This is a genomic window from Trichocoleus sp. Lan (genome assembly GCF_039961855.1).
Lineage (GTDB): Bacteria > Cyanobacteriota > Cyanobacteriia > Cyanobacteriales > FACHB-T130 > FACHB-T130.
Genome location: NZ_JAMPKA010000006.1, coordinates 25,152 through 41,065, shown reverse-complemented (window position 1 = coordinate 41,065; position 15,914 = coordinate 25,152). Strand labels below are relative to the sequence as shown.

Genomic DNA, 15,914 nt, shown 5'->3' with positions numbered 1-15,914 from the left:
CATGAAAAAAATCTTTCTTTTGCCTTTTGCCTTTTTTCTTTTGCCGAGTGCAGTTGCCTCTGCTCAATCGTCGCCTCCCACTTGTCAGCCGCCTCCCCAAGGCGAGTATTTGGTATTAGTGGGAAGCCAAACGAGGGAAAGTCAAGAGCAAATTCAACGAACGTTGCCTAACAACACAAGTACGTCAACTTGTAAATATCTTGAAGATACGATGACGCGGATTGGTGGCTTCAGGAGCGTGGAAGATGCCAACGGTTGGGCACGTTATCTGAATGAGATTGTTGGGCTATCGGCTTTCGTTCTCCGACCTCCAGAGGCACCGGCAAATCCAAATGCACCCACCTATAAACCGCAGGCACTCGGTGCTGGTTATGCGGTGTTGGTGGATTATTCAAGCAAACCGGAAGTAGCGGCTCAAGTACGGCAGATGTTGGGTCGCGATGTTGGCTTGGTTTCCTATGTCCAACGTCCTTATTTACTGGCGGTTTACACAACCAATTCAAATGAGGCAAATTCGGCTTTAAGAAGATTGAGCGATCGCGGTTTTTTGGTAATGCTAGTCGATAGCCGCCGAGTGACACTGCTCAGGTCATCAGTGGTGAGTAAATAGCCAATCGTTGCGAGCGGTCATTAGTCCTGGTCACTCGCTAATCACTAATGATCGCTCGCTAATACGCTGGCCCTGCTAAGCAGGAGACAGCGATGCCGAGTGCTGAACCGACAATCACCTGAAACGGCGTATGTCCCAGTAACTCCTTGAGACGGTCTTCGTTAAACTTGTGATGTTCTTGAAATAGCTCATCGATAATTTGGTTCAGGATGCGAGCTTGCTTACCCGCAGCCTGACGGACGCCAGCAGCATCGTACATGACGATAACGGCAAAAATGGTGGCAAGCGCAAATTCAATACTGTCCCATCCCACCGTTTGTCCAATGCCGGTTGCCAGCGCTGTTACCAATGCTGAATGAGCGCTTGGCATCCCGCCAGTGGTGACTAAGACGCGCACATTCACCTTGCCATGTTGGGCTAAGTCGATGATCAGCTTGGATGCTTGAGCGATTAAACAAGCTACGGTCGCAACCAGTAGCACATGGTTTTCTAGGATGTGGGCAAATTCCTGCATTTTGTTTTGCGTTGGGTAAAAGCGAGCAGCATTGCAAGTAGGAGAGTTTAGGGGTGAGGGGCGTATTTTTTAGTGAGTGCGAGTAGTAATGAAATCTGCGATCGCAATCAGGGGATTGGCTTTTTCTCCAAAGGTTGCCAATTCTCCTTTGGCGGCGTCAATCAGTTGCTGAGCCTTAACTTTTGATTCCTCAAGTCCCCAAAGCCTTGGGTAAGTTGCCTTTTGGGCTTGAATGTCCTTCCCAGCAGTTTTCCCCAACTCCTCCTGAGTCGCCGTGATATCCAAAATGTCATCCACAATCTGAAACGCCAACCCAATATTTTGGGCATAGCGAGACATTCGTTGTAAGGTTTCCAATTCTGCTCCCGCTAAAATCGCGCCGCAGACCACACAAGCTTCTAGTAGCGCACCTGTTTTGTGGGTATGAATGAAAGTGAGCGTTTCTTCCTGAATATCCGGCTTTCCTTCAGATTCCAAGTCAACGACTTGACCGCCCACCAATCCCGCAGCACCAACTGCTTTGGCTAACTGAGCAATCACCTGCAACACTCGCGCTGCCGGTACATTCTGGGTATTTGAGGCAATGAACTCAAAGGCGTATGTCAGTAGACCATCCCCCGCCAGAATGGCAATATCTTCACCATAAACCTTATGGTTGGTCAATTTGCCCCGCCGGTAGTCGTCGTTATCCATCGCCGGTAAGTCGTCGTGAATCAAGGACATGGTATGAACCATCTCCAAGGCGCAAGCAGTGGGCATCGCCATTTCTAGGGTGCCTCCAGCCAGTTCGCAGCTGGCAAGGCAAAGAATCGGACGCAGGCGCTTGCCTCCAGCCAAAAGCGAGTAGCGCATCGCCTCATAAATTTTCTCTGGATATGTGACTGGGAGGGAACTATCCAGAGCTGCTTCTACCAGAGCTTGTTGTTGAGTCAGGTAGGTTGAAAGGTCAAAGGTCGCTGATTCACCTTTGGGAGCATGAAGGTCATCTGTCGCTAACATCCCGTGATTCCTTGTAGCACAGTCGTTTCCGTAACAATTTTACGGGGCTTTGGGTCACAAAAAGTTACGAATTATGAGCGATCAGTGTTGAGTGATGGAATTCGTCCAGAATCCTCGCGCCTCAAACCGCCTTCATTCAAAACTAAAGATAGCGCTGGCTGTAGCTCCAGACTGTATTTTGCAGCAGCATCGCGACGGTCATTGCGCCAACCCCGCCGGGAACTGGGGTGATAAACTTCGCGACCTTTTGGACGGAATCAAAGTGGACATCTCCCACCAAACGTGAATTACCGGCGTCGTCGGTGACGCGATTGATGCCAACATCGATGACGACAGCACCAGGTTTAACCATTTCGGCGGTAATCAGCGCTGGACGCCCCACGGCTGCTAGCAGAATATCAGCGTTGCGGGTAATGGCTGGGAGATCGTGCGATCGCGAGTGGGCGATGGTAACGGTGGCATCTGCATCTAAGAGCATCAACGCCAACGGCTTGCCCACGAGGATACTGCGCCCCACCACTACTGCCTGTTTTCCCTTCACATCAATCTGGTATTCCTGCAACAGGCGCATGACTCCGGCTGGCGTGCAGCTGCGTAAACCAGCTTCAGAACGCACTAATCGCCCTAAGTTCAGCGGGTGCAGTCCATCAGCGTCTTTATCTGGATCGATTTGATGCAGCAGGGAAACAGCATCCAAGTGGTTGGGTAAGGGCAGTTGAACGAGAATTCCATCAACCCGCTCATTTTGATTCAGGTTTTGAATGACTTGCTCTAGTTCTGAAGCGGTTGTTTCCGCCGGGAAATGGGAGCCATAGGAGGCAATCCCCACTTTGGCACAGGCGCGTTCTTTATTCCGCACGTAAGCAGCGCTGGCTGGATTATCGCCAACCATCAGCACAGCTAGTCCCGGCGGGCGTCCCGCAGTGGCTTGTATTTGCTGAATTTGCTCTTGTAGCTGTCCGTAAATTCGTTCAGCGAGGGCTTTACCGTCTAATAGTTGGGCGATTGATTCGTCCATTGTGGTGTCAGAAATGTGGGCAGGAATTCATTCTTTGGGGATGAAACAGAGCGCATCTGTCATAGGATAGTTTCGCAGATTTCCCACCCTTACTGCCAAAGGATAATGAGAGAAAAGTAACGCGATCGCGTTTTTCCTTTTGCCTTGTAGCTGCATCTTAGGGGATTTCCTTCGCCTTCTTTGCGTTTAATCTTATTTGAGACAGTCCTGCCCGACTGTAAATCTTTGGAAGATTCACTATATTTGTACCAGTCAGAGCCATCTGGATAGGGATAAGTATTAATACCGAAATAGTGAGAAACTTGAGATTTCCCCGATGCAAGATATGAGGTCAGTCAAAATCCGAGTATTGCAATTCAGCACCACCACACTACTTTTAGGTGGGTTGTTCGGCTGCGGTCATGTGGCTCAGTCTGGATTGGGTCTGTTTAACAACCGCAGTGTCCCGATCACCAGTATCAGCGATCTTCAACAGAGTTATGAGGGCAACCCAACGGTTTATTTGGAAGGCAAGGTAGCATCTCAAGCGCCTTTTGTGGGAAGCGGCGCTTATGAGTTGCGAGATGCGACGGGAAAAATATGGGTTTTCACCAGCCAGAATCTCCCCGATAGAGGAGATGAAGTTTTAATCAAGGGGAAAGTACAGTATCAAAGCATTCCCTTCGCAGGGAAAGATTTAGGAGAAGTTTTTCTTCAGCAGCAGGAACAGCTAGAGCGGAAGCCAGCGAAAAAGGGAGTGCCTTTACTACCGGAAGGAAGCTATGAACAATAAACCAATTGTTGAGGTAGCGATCGCCATCCTCTATCGCCACGGCAAATTTCTCCTCCAGCTGCGCGACAACATCCCCGGTATTCTCTACCCCGGACACTGGGCATTTTTTGGCGGGCACCTCGAACCAGGAGAAACCCCAGAAGAAGCCATCAAGCGGGAACTGCTGGAGGAAATCGGCTATACACCGCCCGCGTTATCATTATTTGGCTATTATCCCGATACCTACGTTCTTCGCCATGTCTATCAGGCACCGCTTCCCGTGGAACTTAACCAGCTAGTGCTAGGAGAAGGTTGGGATATGGATTTATTAACGCCTGAAGAAATTCAACGCGGCGAGGGTTACTCTGAAAAAGCTAGGCAAGTACGACCGTTAGGCACTCCTCACCAAAAAATTTTACTGGATTTTATGGACAAGTTTCCTCAATTGACTGTGTAGCCAGAAGCATAACTTTTTAGTTGTTATGAATCCCGATTTCAAAATCTCAACATGATGCAATCAGCAAACAAATTACCGCGATGGGTCGTTTTAGGATTGGCATTTCCCCTCGCTGTTCTCAATGGTTGGCTATTGCTACTCGTGTTGCAATATTTTCAACCTCTAGTTAACGTTTTTGTTGCCGCACTCTTGCTGGCTTTTGTATTAGATTATCCTATCCGGTTTTTACAGCAACAAAAAGTTAAACGGAACAATGCGGTCGTCGCTGTTTCCCTAGTGGCGTTGCTAATTTTGGTAGGTTTGGGACTTACCTTAGTTCCGATCATTTGGCAACAGCTCAACGAACTAGCTAATATATTGCCTAGTTGGATTGATTCGGGGAGGCAACAACTCCAAGCTTTTCAAATTTGGGCTGAAACTCAGCAACTTCCGATTAATTTAGGCGGAATCGTTACTCAACTAACAGACCGATTATCCAGTCAACTTCAAAACGTAACGGGTAGAATTCTTAATTTTGCCTTTGATACGATTGGCACTGCTGTCAATGTTCTGCTAACAGTGGTTCTAACTTTCTATCTAATATTAAATGGAGATCGTCTCTGGGACGGAATTTTTAAGTGGTTTCCGGCTAGCTTTAGTTCCCAAGTAAGGCAAGCTCTCCGCGAAGATTTCCACAATTATTTTATCGGTCAGGCGACGTTCGCTGCTTGGAGCGGATGTGTGATCACGCTGGCATTTCTGGCTTTGCGAGTGCCGTTAGGATTATTGTTTGGAATTGCAATTGGTTTTTTGGCTCTTTTTCCCTTTGGTGCCGGAATCGGTATCAGCATTGTTAGTCTGCTAGTAGCATTACAAAATTTTTGGCTAGGGGTGGAAGTGTTAGCTGTAGCCGCCGCTATCGATCAAATCAATGCTAATTTCATCGCGCCTCGCATTTTAGGTGGTTTTACTGGCTTAAATCCTGTTTGGATTTTGCTTTCGCTGTTGATAGGAGCGAAGCTGGGAGGGCTATTGGGGTTATTAATTGCCGTACCTTTAGCGAGTTTTATCAAAAGTACCGCAGATAGCTTGCGCGACGGCAAATGGAACGAGATAGAGGAGATTGAATCTGAACCTACATCCTTAAATGTTTCGCCCGTCATAGCGTCTAAGAGCTTAGCGAGTGATGCCGGGAGTTGATGACTGTTTTAATTGGTACAAATGCCGCTTGAGAAGGCAAGACTAATAAATGTTTCTTGAAGCAACGCCGATAGTTTGGCACAACGGAAAGTTAGTTGAACGGGAAAATGCTGCGCCTTCTATTGCTAGCCATTCTCTGCATTTAGGTATCGGCGTTTTTGATGGGATCATGGCTTATTGGAATTGCGATCGCTATTACATTCATCGCTTAGATTCACATTTAGACCGCCTTCGCAATGGTTCTACACATATTGGTTTGGGTTTTTCTTGGTCGAACGAAGACCTGAAAGCAGGTATTCTGGGACTTTTAGAGGCAGTTCCGGCAACAAATTACTATATCCGACCGATTGTTTATCGTTCAGTGCCTCAACTGAACTTTAACGATACAATGCCGGTCGATGTAACCATCTTGGCAGTGACGATTCCCCGCGATGTTGATAAATCTCTGACTTGCCACATATCCCCTTATGAACGGGTTTCTGGTAACGCAATTCCAGTAGCGTGGAAACTCTGTGGAACTTATGTAAACAGTTATTTAGCTCGTCGTGCTGCTGAAGTAGCTGGATTTAATGATGCGATTTTGCTTGACCAACAAGGCAGAATTACTGAAGCGGCAGTGGCTAACCTTTTTCTTCTGCAAAAGGATAGAGTAATTACGCCTGCGCTGACTCCCAATATTTTCCCTGGTATCACTCGCGCCACACTGCTAGATATTGCCGGGGAATTGGGAATTGAAGTGGTTGAACGGGATGTGCGACCAGAGGAATTAGGGAATTTTGAGGGTGCTTTCCTGGCTGCGACGATGATGGAGTTGAAGCCGTTAGCAAGTATTCATCCTTATGAATATGATTCGGCAAATCATCCTGTATTTCGACGTTTTTTGAAGGAATTTCGCGAAATTACGCACCAATAGGAACGATTTTTAGCATCTCGCAAACTTCCTTTTGTGGAGACACGATTAATTGCGCCTCTACATCCCCTGGCGGGTGAAGACGTTCAGTACAAGATTTCAGGTTAACAAACTGCAAACAACGGCAAGAGATACGTGCGGTAAAGTCATTAAAGACCACGGCGTAGCACTGACTTTCCATGAACGTTCCTGACTCGGCATCTACCCCGACCGAACCCAAAATCCGTAACGCTGACTCTCGACTGGTGGATCGCAGCAAGCTGAGTAAGATGTACCACCATTATGTAGAAGTGAAGGATAAGTATCCTCATGCACTGCTGCTGTACCGGGTGGGAGACTTCTTTGAAACCTTTTTTCAGGATGCGATCGCTGTATCGAGAGAATTAGAACTTGTCCTCACCAGCAAGCAAGCCGGAGAAATTGGTCGGGTGCCGATGACGGGAGTGCCGCACCATGCTTGGGAACGCTACACGACTCAGCTGGTGGAGAAGGGATATGCGGTGGTGATCTGCGATCAGGTAGAAGACTCCGCCGATACTGACCCTGGAAAGCTGGTGAAGCGCGAGGTGACGCGGATTCTCACCCCTGGTACGTTGCTGGAAGAAGGAATGCTGAATGCGCGGCGGAATAATTACCTGGCGGCGGTGGTGATTGCCGGGAATCACTGGGGTTTAGCTTATGCAGATATTTCTACTGGGGAATTTCTCACGACCCAATCGAGCGAATTAGAGCATTTGACGCAAGAATTGATGCGTTTGCAGCCTTCTGAGGTGTTGGTGCCGACGAATGCGCCAGATTTGGGCAGTTTGCTGCGACCGGGGGAGACTTCCGAGTATTTGCCCAGTTGTCTGCCGCCATCTTTTTGTTATGCGTTGCGATCGCAAACTCCTTTTACGGCGGGTGAATCGAGACATCGACTATTGCAGCGGTTTAAAGTGCGGAGTCTAGAAGGACTCGGTTGCGAACACCTCCCCCTTGCCGTCCGCGCTGCGGGTGGTTTGCTGGAATATCTGGAAGACACCCAGAAAGAAAACCCCGTCCCTCTCCAGTTCCTCCGCACCTACACCCTCAGCGATTATCTAATTCTCGACCACCAAACCCGCCGCAATCTAGAAATTACGCAAACGGTGCGGGATGGCACCTTTCACGGTTCCCTGCTTTGGGCATTGGATAGAACTAGCACAGCGATGGGGGGACGTGCTTTGCGGCGTTGGTTGCTGCAACCGCTACTGGATATCAAAGGCATTGCAGCGCGGCAAGATACGATTCAAGAATTAGTCGAAAATAGCTTCTTGCGGCAAGATTTGCGCCAATTGTTGCGTCAAATTTACGATTTAGAACGGCTAACGGGTCGCGCTGGTTCCGGCACGGCGAATGCGAAGGATTTAGTTGCTTTAGCGGATTCTCTGGCAAAATTGCCGGAATTAGCGGAACTGGTGGCGGATGCTTACTCTCCGTTTATGAGAGCTTTGCAGAAGGTGCCGCCGGAATTGGAACAACTGGCAAAGAGACTCAGCGCCCATTTGGTAGACGCGCCTCCCATCCATATCAAGGAAGGCGGTTTGATTCGCCCCAATGTGAATGTTCAGTTGGATGAAATGCGAAGTCTTGCCCAAGAGGATCAGCAATGGGTGGCGAATTTGGAGGTGACGGAGAAGGCGCGAACCGGGATTTCGACGCTGAAGGTGGGCTTTAATAAGACATTCGGCTACTACATCAGCATCTCTCGCACTAAAGCTGACCAAGTTCCCGATAACTACATCCGCAAGCAAACGCTGACGAATGAGGAACGCTATATTACTCCGGAGTTGAAGGAGAGAGAAGCGCGGATTTTGACGGCGCGGGATGACTTAAATCGCCTGGAATATGAGATTTTCACTTCTTTAAGAGAAGAGGTGGGGCAATACGCAGAACAAATTCGCACGATTTCTCGTGCGGTGGCGGCAGCGGATGTGCTGTGTGGTTTGGCTGAGGTGGCGGTTTATCAGGGTTATTGCTGCCCTCAGATGGTGGAAGGTCGGGAAATTCGGATTAGTGATGGGCGTCATCCGGTGGTTGAGCAGTCTTTGCCACCTGGGTTTTTTGTGCCGAATTCGACTGGGTTGGGGAGAAAGGGGGATACGAACCGCAAAGACGCGAAGAGCGCGAAGGAAGAAGGGGAAGAAGAGGGAAGACCGGATTTAGTGATTTTGACGGGTCCGAATGCGAGTGGGAAGAGTTGCTATTTGCGGCAGGTGGGGTTGATTCAGTTGATGGCACAAATTGGTAGTTTTGTGCCAGCTAGGGCGGCGACTTTGGGAATATGCGATCGCGTTTTTACTCGTGTCGGTGCGGTAGATGATTTGGCGACGGGTCAATCTACTTTTATGGTGGAGATGAACGAGACAGCCAATATTCTCAATCACGCAACGGCGAAGTCTCTGGTACTCTTAGATGAGATTGGTCGGGGGACGGCAACATTTGATGGTCTCTCGATTGCTTGGGCGGTGGCGGAGTATCTTGCCAGTGAAATTCGCTCGCGGACGATTTTTGCCACTCATTACCACGAATTGAACGAACTTGCTTCGATTTTGCCGAATGTGGCAAATTACCAGGTGACGGTGAAGGAGTTACCCGACCAGATTATCTTTTTGCATCAGGTGCAACCGGGAGGCGCTGACCGTTCCTATGGCATCGAAGCAGGGCGGCTAGCAGGTTTACCCGCACCCGTGATTCAACGCGCCAAGCAGGTGATGAGCCAAATTGAAAAGCATAGCAAAATTGCTATCGGGCTGCGCCAAGGCGGGCAGGTAGAGGAATCATCTACCTTCTAGGGAGGAAATGCATACTTCTGTTTTTTTGGCAAGATTATTTTCCTCAGACTCAGTCCACTTGATAAATAATCAAGCGGGACTAAAATCAGTAAATCTTTATACAAAATTGCTAACAATTCAGTAGTTTCTGGGTTTCATTTAGGCACCTAGAGGGCGCACATTAGTATTAGGGAGCGGGCACCGTAGTTCTACTAAAAAAAGATTAATTAGGGAACTTATTTGCAGGGTGTTAGTGTCTGAATTCCTATCAACCAGTACGCATTAGCACTTTTCGTAGCAACTATAAACGAGTTAGCGTTCCGAAAGGTGGCATCTCCAAAAGGAGATTCGCAGCATTAACGAGAAGGCTCGCTTCAGGAATTAGGGAAAAGCAATCTGCAAGTCAATTCATACTTAATTTGCCGGAACCTTTAACTTTTTCCGGAAATTGTAAGCATCTGGGTGCATATTCTACCAATACAATTAATGCCCTTTGTAATAACAGCACCCCTGTCAATGTTTGCTATGGAAGAAGTTACTACCCCTGCCTCTCCCACAGAAACTATCGCTCAAAAGGCTAGCCAGCTAAGTCTAATTGTTCAGGCTTTGGTGTTGACGGGCATTTTATCTTTGACCGCTACACTAACGCTCCCCAATCGCAAAGTTACGATTTCAAATCCTCGTTCTGGGGTTAGTTTATTAACATCGGTTCAGAATGCGGTTTTGCAGGACGTGTCTCAACATTCAGGGTTGCCAAAGTCGGCGCTAAACATTGTCCAAACTCAACCGCAAACTTGGTCTGATGACTGCTTAGATATTAATAACTTGGAGGTGCTTTGCACCGAGATGCAAGTTCCTGGCTGGCAAGTCACGGTAGGGAATGGGCAACGCCGCTGGATTTATCGCACTAATGCCTCTGGCTCGATGGTGAAGCTGGCTCAAGGCGTCACACCCAATCAATAGAGCGGAAAGTAGGGAAGGTGACTGGCGATCGCTATCGAACGTATATAATTCGTGCATCGAGTCTCAGCGATCGCAATGCGTAATAGATACTTTTCGCACTGGATTGGTCGGGAAATGACCCCGCTAAAATGTAATTTCCTAAATTTGACTTGGCGATCAAGGCATCGGGTACGCACTGACGCACTTGTTCCAGCGTGGCTTCACTTCCAGAGGGAACCACGACCACATAGTGATATTTAGGCAGGCGTCCCAGAACGATTAAATTCCCTTCCTGACGAGTATTAAAACCGGGTCTTTGCGATATATTCAGTAGCTCGGAACAGGGCGATGCTTGCACGCTTGACGCTTGCAAATTCCAAATAATCCAACTAACCGCAGCTAATATAATCAACTTACTGACTCTAGGAAAAGTTTGAAAATTAGCTGTTAGTTTGTTGTCAGCGATCGGTTGTGTAAAAGTGGGTTTAATCAAGATATCTGCTAATCGCGAGTAGATGCACAAATCCTCTTTAAACGGTGAAGTTAAAAGAAATTTCACGCTGGGTGTGCCGCTTTAGGCTGAAATATTCAGTGGGGGTGCGATCGCTTCCGCTGGATCTGCCAAGTTGACCTTCTCTCCCTGGATGCAGTAAATAATTGTTGCCTGTTCTCGTCCCCGCAGTTGAATGGCGCGGACAGCAGGCCCGTGATAGCGATCGCTTGCATAAGCAAATGTACTGCCACTGACAATCATTTGGTAGGGGTTGTGAATTTTTACTTCTTTATTCATCGGTTCCAGTCTGGCGGCAACATTGACGGTATCCCCCAAGACTGAATAATTCAGGCGTCGGGAACCTCCCACACTTCCGGCAACCACTGGCCCTGTGTGAATGCCAATCCCTATCTCAATCGTAGGCTTGTTAGCGTTGTGGAAGCGCTGGTTGAGCTTTTTGAGTCGTTCCTGCATCGCAATTCCTGCCGCGATCGCATTTAGGGCGTCCTGTTGAATTTCTTCCGGCGTGGTGTGCGAAAACGGAATCCCGAAAACCGCCATAATTGCATCCCCAATATATTTGTCGATCACACCGCCACGATCCATGATGCAATCTGTCATGGCGTCTAGGAACAGGTTCAGCCACTCGATTAATTCCCCCGGCGGTAGTTTCTCGGAAATACTGGTAAAACCCCGGATATCGGCAAATAAAACCGTGACCATCATTTCTTGGGCTTGCAGCTTCCCTTTGTGGAAGATTTCGTCTTTCCGGTGCCAAATGAGGTCAGCCATTTCTGGCGCAACGTGCTTGGCAAACAAACTCATCAGTTGTTGCTTTTCATATTGTTCTCGCAGCTGAACGCCGATCCCAGCAGCGATCGCGGTTCCCACAGGTGCGACGATGGGCAACCACCAGCCATCGTCGATGAAGGCACTCAGGGCAAAGATTACCCAACCACTTGGTAACAAAATAGCGATCGCCATTCGCGCCCACACTCCCTGTTTTAACAACAGCCAGCTAGTAATCGGGGCAATCCCCAACAACAAGAGCATCACTGCCGTTTTAGGCACCGTTTGCAGCAGCTTGTCGTTCAGCAAGTTATCAATTAACGCCGCATGGAGATAAACTCCAGCGGTCGGGGGATTTTGATTGTAAGGCGATCGCAAGCGATCGATAGCGGTTGCCGTGACACCGACTAAAACAAACTTGTTTGCGAAGGCTTTCGCGTCAACTTTGCCTTCCATGATTGAGGCATAAGAATAGGTGGAGACATTTTGGGTTGGCCCAGGCCAGTTAATCCAGACATCTTTACGCCTCTGAACCTCAGCCAGATGAGGCAGGGATACCGCCTCTGGTGCCTCTAGCAGCATTGCTAAACCGAGAGCGGGTTTGGTGCCAAAAAAGAGGGCTGCCTGTCGGCTAATGCCGTCTGCGTCGGGATTGTGCCAAATTTGACCTTCCCCAAGTGCCGCTTTTTTTAATTCGGGTAATACTTCCAGAGGTTGCCCGCGATTGTCCCAAGCCGTTGCCAAGATGACATTGCCAGATTTAGCGATCGCTTTGGCAAATTTCTCATCCCCTTGGCCTGGATCGACGAACAACACATCGAAACCAATGACTGCTGGAGAGGCTGGTTCTAGCTTCTGCAACAATTGGGCATAGCGATCGCGCGACCAAGGAAATTTCCCGTATTTCTTTAAACTCGCATCGTCAATCGCAATCACCGCGACCCGACGATCCCAATTCGTCTGCGGTAATATACTGGCGCTACGAGCTTGAAACAGCGCACTGTATACAAGCCGTTCCAGGGGTTGCCATGCCCCTATCTGCCATAACCCGACAGACAATAAACCGACCATTGCGCCCGGAACGATTGATTGACTGCTAGAAATAAAACGCTGATTTTTTTTAAACCAATTTTTGATTAACACGTTGATTCCATCAAAAACATCAACCATCGTGATTGCTTGCCTGGAAACATACGGACTTTTCCCAAGCGTTCCGCACGCTCACCGGATGGTAAATGCCCCTGATGGAATACTGAATTTATCGCGATTCTCTATTCTTGGATGCAGTCCAGTTGAACCCCGCCCCTGTCCTTCCCCTTGAACGAGGCTACCGTGTATACACAAGTCTTCTTGAACTTGCAAGTCCCGTTTTGATCCCCCCAACCCCCCTTGAAAAGGGGGGCGAATTAAGTCAAAGTCCCCCTTTTTAAGGGGGATTTAGGGGGATCAATCAACGTTTTGCCAATTAATCAAAGATGTGTATACACCGTAGGGGTTGGGGGTGAGGTTACGAGTGTGTATATATGCACTAAGAGTGAGAACTGCTACAAGCTTGATTCAGACAAAACGCGATCGCATCACGAGATACGCGATCGCGTCACAGTATTGGCGCTTTCAAGTTCTTTGACGACTTCTCCAGTAACTCATGCCCTTGAGAATTTTTACCTCACTCGTGCGGAGGATTTTGCCAATTGATTCGCGTTCCCAAGCTCAGATTGAGAACGCGAATTCGTGGGTTGCTGCCTCGTCTTTTCCGACTAAAAAGGAGAGGAAAAGGCTATCCGATAAAAATTATTGATTCACAGGATTCTCCGATGTCCCCGCACTATTCGGAATTTCCAATTCATAAACTTGTTGATTGCCCAAGGGATTCCGCACGACTAATCTCAGCTGCCGATTAGACGGGATTGGCACCACCGTATCGAGTTGTCCCTCGCCTCCCGTATCCACAATCTGATTATTCACTAACACTAAATTGATTGGGTCTACCGTTCCAGTGACTCTAACTTGACCATCACCTGTCACCGAGAGAACCTGTAATTTCAGTCTCGTGTCACCTGTTGTCACCTTGGGAATCGTTGGAGCCTGTCCCGGAACAATTAAAGCAGAATACCCCGGCTCTACCAACACAGTTTTCCCTCGCGCACTAAAGGCTACTTTGCCTCGGATAGTTGAAAGCCCAGTTTTCCCATTGGAACCGACGGTGACGCCAAATTCTGTGCCTCTCGTCCCAGCAACGCCCCCAGGCGTCTCCACTTCAAAGCTAGAGTTAGGGTTAGTAAAAGGTCGTACTTTGGCGCTGACCTGTCCCTTATCCATATAAAGGCGCGTTTGTTTGCTACCATCCTTACTTGTCTTTAAAGTCTTGACTTGCACGTTGGTGTTTTCGGAAACCTGAACCGTACCGATGCCATCTTCCATCGCTAAAACAGCACTGGCGTCGAAGTTGGTGCTGAGACTACCGGATGCCTGCAAGCGATCGCCAACTTTCACTGGCTTTCCTTGAGTTGTTACCGTACCGTTCGTTTCTTTGACTTCTATCGAGCGTGGACTAACCGCAGCTCGAACACTTTCGGAGATAAACGATAAGGAAGTAAGGACTAAGCTACCGGCTAACAGGGATAATCCTAGTAGGGTGACTGGAAAAACAGGGAACTTCATAGAGAATCGGGAGCCATAACGGGTGAACGCAAAGACAATTTAAGGACTACTGAAAGAAAAAAAGGTTTCTACAGCAACTTTGGTATGATTCTTCGCTTGCAACAATTTCAAATCAGGATTCTGACAGCTTCTCGCCGTTCCTGGCGGCAGTTTTTTTTGAGTTGCCTCTTGACACTGGTTGTTTCTTTCAGCTGCCTGCTGGGGACGCCATCAGCTTTAGCGGGTATCAACGACGACAACTTTGACGGGAATGTTTTTCTCCTCTATGGCGGCAATGCCTCGCTGGTTCCCCCGCGAGTGGCATTGGCAGATTCTCTTAAAGGAGGTAAACCGGCATTGTTGGTGTTCTACGTGGACGACAGTAGCGATTGCAAGCAACACGCAATCGTCGTTTCGCAGCTTCAAGCTTTTTATGGTCGAGCCGCTGATTTCATCCCCATCGACGTAGATTCGATTCCAGTACAATCCAACTTTACACCTACGGAACCGGGCTACTACTACGAAGGCCTCGTTCCCCAAACAGTCTTGCTAAACCAGAAGGGCGAAGTTGTCCTCAACCAAAAGGGTACGGTGGCGTTTGAGAAAGTAGACGATGTTTTCCGTGAAGTGTTTAACTTGTTACCTCGCTCAGAATCGGTGGAGCTGAAGCGGCGACTCGTGAATGAGTTTAATACGGAGTTAGCCAAGTAAGTGGAGTTTTGTGGGTGGAGAATCTTGACTGTTTCAATTTCCGACAGGCGCGATCGCTCAACTCACAAGACAAAATCCTTGACAAATTTAGCAAAGTGTTCGTTTGCTCTCACTTCTTCAGTTTCTTCAGTAGCAAAAAACTCGATTCCTGCTCAAAAGGGGTGATTCAAGGTTTTGTGCAAATACTAAACTTCTATCTTGAGCTGTAATCTAAATCATATTAAATCTCTAGCTATAGATTGAGTTAGGTGCTGTTTTGAACCAATAACCTGAGTATCAAATAGCAGCAATCTTAACCATGAATTCTTCGATTTTTTCTCAAGCCTGTCTTTTACCGTCTGCAATCATTGACTTATCTGCCAAAGTTGCTGAATCAGGTCAGATAACAATTACAGACCGTTGCGTACTCAGAACAGCACTGCTTGAAAATTCTCTCAGCGAAGATGAACAACTTTTGCTGAACCGAATGCTTTATGCGGTTCGTCGGGGACGTCTGGCGCTGGTTAATGAATTTTAGCTTCTGAATGTAAATCTTGATTATTCGGTACCTTTTTTAATCGTAATTACTGCGACTCTCTCTGAAATTATTGACTTTTGAAGAAGAAAATTATTCCTTATCTCCATTGGTCTATTCGCTACCAAGTAGTAGGAATTAAAAATCGACGATTGCACTAATGATTAGGGTCATCTACTACCATAAGCCGGTCTTTGATAGCGCCTGTTAGCGAGTTGTTCGCGACTTTGGCGACCAATTTGACCATTCACTAGAGGCAAAGACTTTTGCGGGTAGTTCATTCAGTACTTCGGCTGGAGCATATACCTGATACAGGTCAATACAGCAGCCGCACCCTTCGTTATTAGACAAATATCGGATCTTGCCTTTCCACTTCTTAATCCATTCCTTGACTAACTCTTGTTCGGGTGTTTTGGCATTAACACAAATGCTGGCTTTCGGCATTGAGATTTTCTCCAGTCAGAGGAATAGATAATACTGAACTGATAAAGCTTTAAGAAGTAAAAGTTCTACACAAAATCGGTCGTTATTTTTTGCTGTTTCATTGGGTCTGCCTTTATCTAGCAATCCTAAATGATTTCTGAATGAGAGATCC

The 15,914-nt window shown here is 47.8% G+C and carries 17 protein-coding genes; 10 read left to right on the top strand and 7 right to left on the bottom strand.

Going from position 1 to position 15,914, the window contains the following annotated elements:
• Position 1: 1 nt before the first annotated feature.
• Positions 2 to 610 (top strand): hypothetical protein, encoded by a 609-nt coding sequence (locus NDA03_RS07315; RefSeq protein WP_348237702.1) that lies wholly within the window; start codon positions 2 to 4, stop codon positions 608 to 610.
• Positions 611 to 668: 58 nt separating this feature from the next.
• Here NDA03_RS07315 and NDA03_RS07310 read toward each other — a convergent pair whose 3' ends face one another.
• The 3 genes from NDA03_RS07310 to folD form a co-directional block, all read right to left on the bottom strand.
• Positions 669 to 1,124 carry a divergent PAP2 family protein gene (locus NDA03_RS07310; RefSeq protein WP_190428920.1) on the bottom strand — a complete coding sequence of 152 codons (456 nt, stop codon included), beginning with the start codon at positions 1,122 to 1,124 and terminating at the stop codon, positions 669 to 671.
• Positions 1,125 to 1,193: 69 nt separating this feature from the next.
• Positions 1,194 to 2,123, bottom strand: a complete 930-nt coding sequence (crtE, locus tag NDA03_RS07305) for a geranylgeranyl diphosphate synthase CrtE (RefSeq protein ID WP_190986592.1) — start codon at positions 2,121 to 2,123, stop codon at positions 1,194 to 1,196.
• 142 nt (positions 2,124 to 2,265) lie between these two features.
• Positions 2,266 to 3,141: a bifunctional methylenetetrahydrofolate dehydrogenase/methenyltetrahydrofolate cyclohydrolase FolD gene (folD, locus tag NDA03_RS07300; RefSeq protein ID WP_348237701.1), complete on the bottom strand. Its 876-nt coding sequence runs from the start codon at positions 3,139 to 3,141 to the stop codon at positions 2,266 to 2,268.
• A gap of 316 nt (positions 3,142 to 3,457) precedes the next feature.
• Between folD and NDA03_RS07295 the strand changes: the two genes are divergently transcribed.
• The 6 genes from NDA03_RS07295 to NDA03_RS07270 all read left to right on the top strand — a co-directional run bounded on the left by NDA03_RS07295 (position 3,458) and on the right by NDA03_RS07270 (position 10,193).
• Positions 3,458 to 3,913, top strand: a complete 456-nt coding sequence (locus tag NDA03_RS07295) for a hypothetical protein (RefSeq protein ID WP_242028997.1) — start codon at positions 3,458 to 3,460, stop codon at positions 3,911 to 3,913.
• Complete coding sequence (locus tag NDA03_RS07290; protein ID WP_190411372.1) at positions 3,903 to 4,349, top strand: NUDIX hydrolase; 447 nt, start codon at positions 3,903 to 3,905, stop codon at positions 4,347 to 4,349. Before NDA03_RS07295 ends, NDA03_RS07290 begins: the two co-directional genes overlap by 11 nt.
• Positions 4,350 to 4,403: 54 nt before the next feature.
• Positions 4,404 to 5,528, top strand: coding sequence for an AI-2E family transporter (locus NDA03_RS07285; RefSeq protein ID WP_348231994.1), 1,125 nt, complete (start codon positions 4,404 to 4,406; stop codon positions 5,526 to 5,528).
• Between the two features lie 49 nt (positions 5,529 to 5,577).
• The gene (locus NDA03_RS07280; RefSeq protein ID WP_348237700.1) at positions 5,578 to 6,441 is read left to right on the top strand and encodes an aminotransferase class IV; all 864 of its coding nucleotides are present in this window, start codon (positions 5,578 to 5,580) and stop codon (positions 6,439 to 6,441) included.
• 176 nt (positions 6,442 to 6,617) lie between these two features.
• Positions 6,618 to 9,251 carry a DNA mismatch repair protein MutS gene (mutS, locus tag NDA03_RS07275; RefSeq protein WP_348237699.1) on the top strand — a complete coding sequence of 878 codons (2,634 nt, stop codon included), beginning with the start codon at positions 6,618 to 6,620 and terminating at the stop codon, positions 9,249 to 9,251.
• Between the two features lie 504 nt (positions 9,252 to 9,755).
• The gene (locus NDA03_RS07270) at positions 9,756 to 10,193 is read left to right on the top strand and encodes a hypothetical protein (RefSeq protein ID WP_190429281.1); all 438 of its coding nucleotides are present in this window, start codon (positions 9,756 to 9,758) and stop codon (positions 10,191 to 10,193) included.
• Between the two features lie 31 nt (positions 10,194 to 10,224).
• Here NDA03_RS07270 and NDA03_RS07265 read toward each other — a convergent pair whose 3' ends face one another.
• Complete coding sequence (locus NDA03_RS07265; protein ID WP_348237698.1) at positions 10,225 to 10,731, bottom strand: hypothetical protein; 507 nt, start codon at positions 10,729 to 10,731, stop codon at positions 10,225 to 10,227.
• A 15-nt stretch (positions 10,732 to 10,746) separates the two neighbouring features.
• Positions 10,747 to 12,624, bottom strand: a complete 1,878-nt coding sequence (locus NDA03_RS07260) for an adenylate/guanylate cyclase domain-containing protein (RefSeq protein WP_348237697.1) — start codon at positions 12,622 to 12,624, stop codon at positions 10,747 to 10,749.
• 345 nt (positions 12,625 to 12,969) lie between these two features.
• Here NDA03_RS07260 and NDA03_RS07255 point away from each other — a divergent pair, with 345 nt between their 5' ends.
• Complete coding sequence (locus tag NDA03_RS07255; RefSeq protein ID WP_190411377.1) at positions 12,970 to 13,149, top strand: hypothetical protein; 180 nt, start codon at positions 12,970 to 12,972, stop codon at positions 13,147 to 13,149.
• Positions 13,150 to 13,245: 96 nt separating this feature from the next.
• Here NDA03_RS07255 and NDA03_RS07250 read toward each other — a convergent pair whose 3' ends face one another.
• On the bottom strand, positions 13,246 to 14,115 hold the full coding sequence (locus NDA03_RS07250) for a FecR family protein (RefSeq protein ID WP_190411378.1): 870 nt from the start codon (positions 14,113 to 14,115) through the stop codon (positions 13,246 to 13,248).
• Between the two features lie 84 nt (positions 14,116 to 14,199).
• On the opposite strand from NDA03_RS07250, the gene NDA03_RS07245 reads away from it, so the two are divergent.
• The gene (locus NDA03_RS07245) at positions 14,200 to 14,805 is read left to right on the top strand and encodes a thylakoid membrane photosystem I accumulation factor (RefSeq protein WP_190411379.1); all 606 of its coding nucleotides are present in this window, start codon (positions 14,200 to 14,202) and stop codon (positions 14,803 to 14,805) included.
• A 298-nt stretch (positions 14,806 to 15,103) separates the two neighbouring features.
• A complete protein-coding gene (locus tag NDA03_RS07240; protein WP_190411380.1) occupies positions 15,104 to 15,322 on the top strand; it encodes a hypothetical protein in 219 nt (72 codons plus the stop codon).
• Between the two features lie 204 nt (positions 15,323 to 15,526).
• On the opposite strand, the gene NDA03_RS07235 is transcribed toward NDA03_RS07240, so the two are convergent.
• A complete protein-coding gene (locus tag NDA03_RS07235) occupies positions 15,527 to 15,763 on the bottom strand; it encodes a hypothetical protein (protein ID WP_190429284.1) in 237 nt (78 codons plus the stop codon).
• Positions 15,764 to 15,914: the final 151 nt, after the last annotated feature.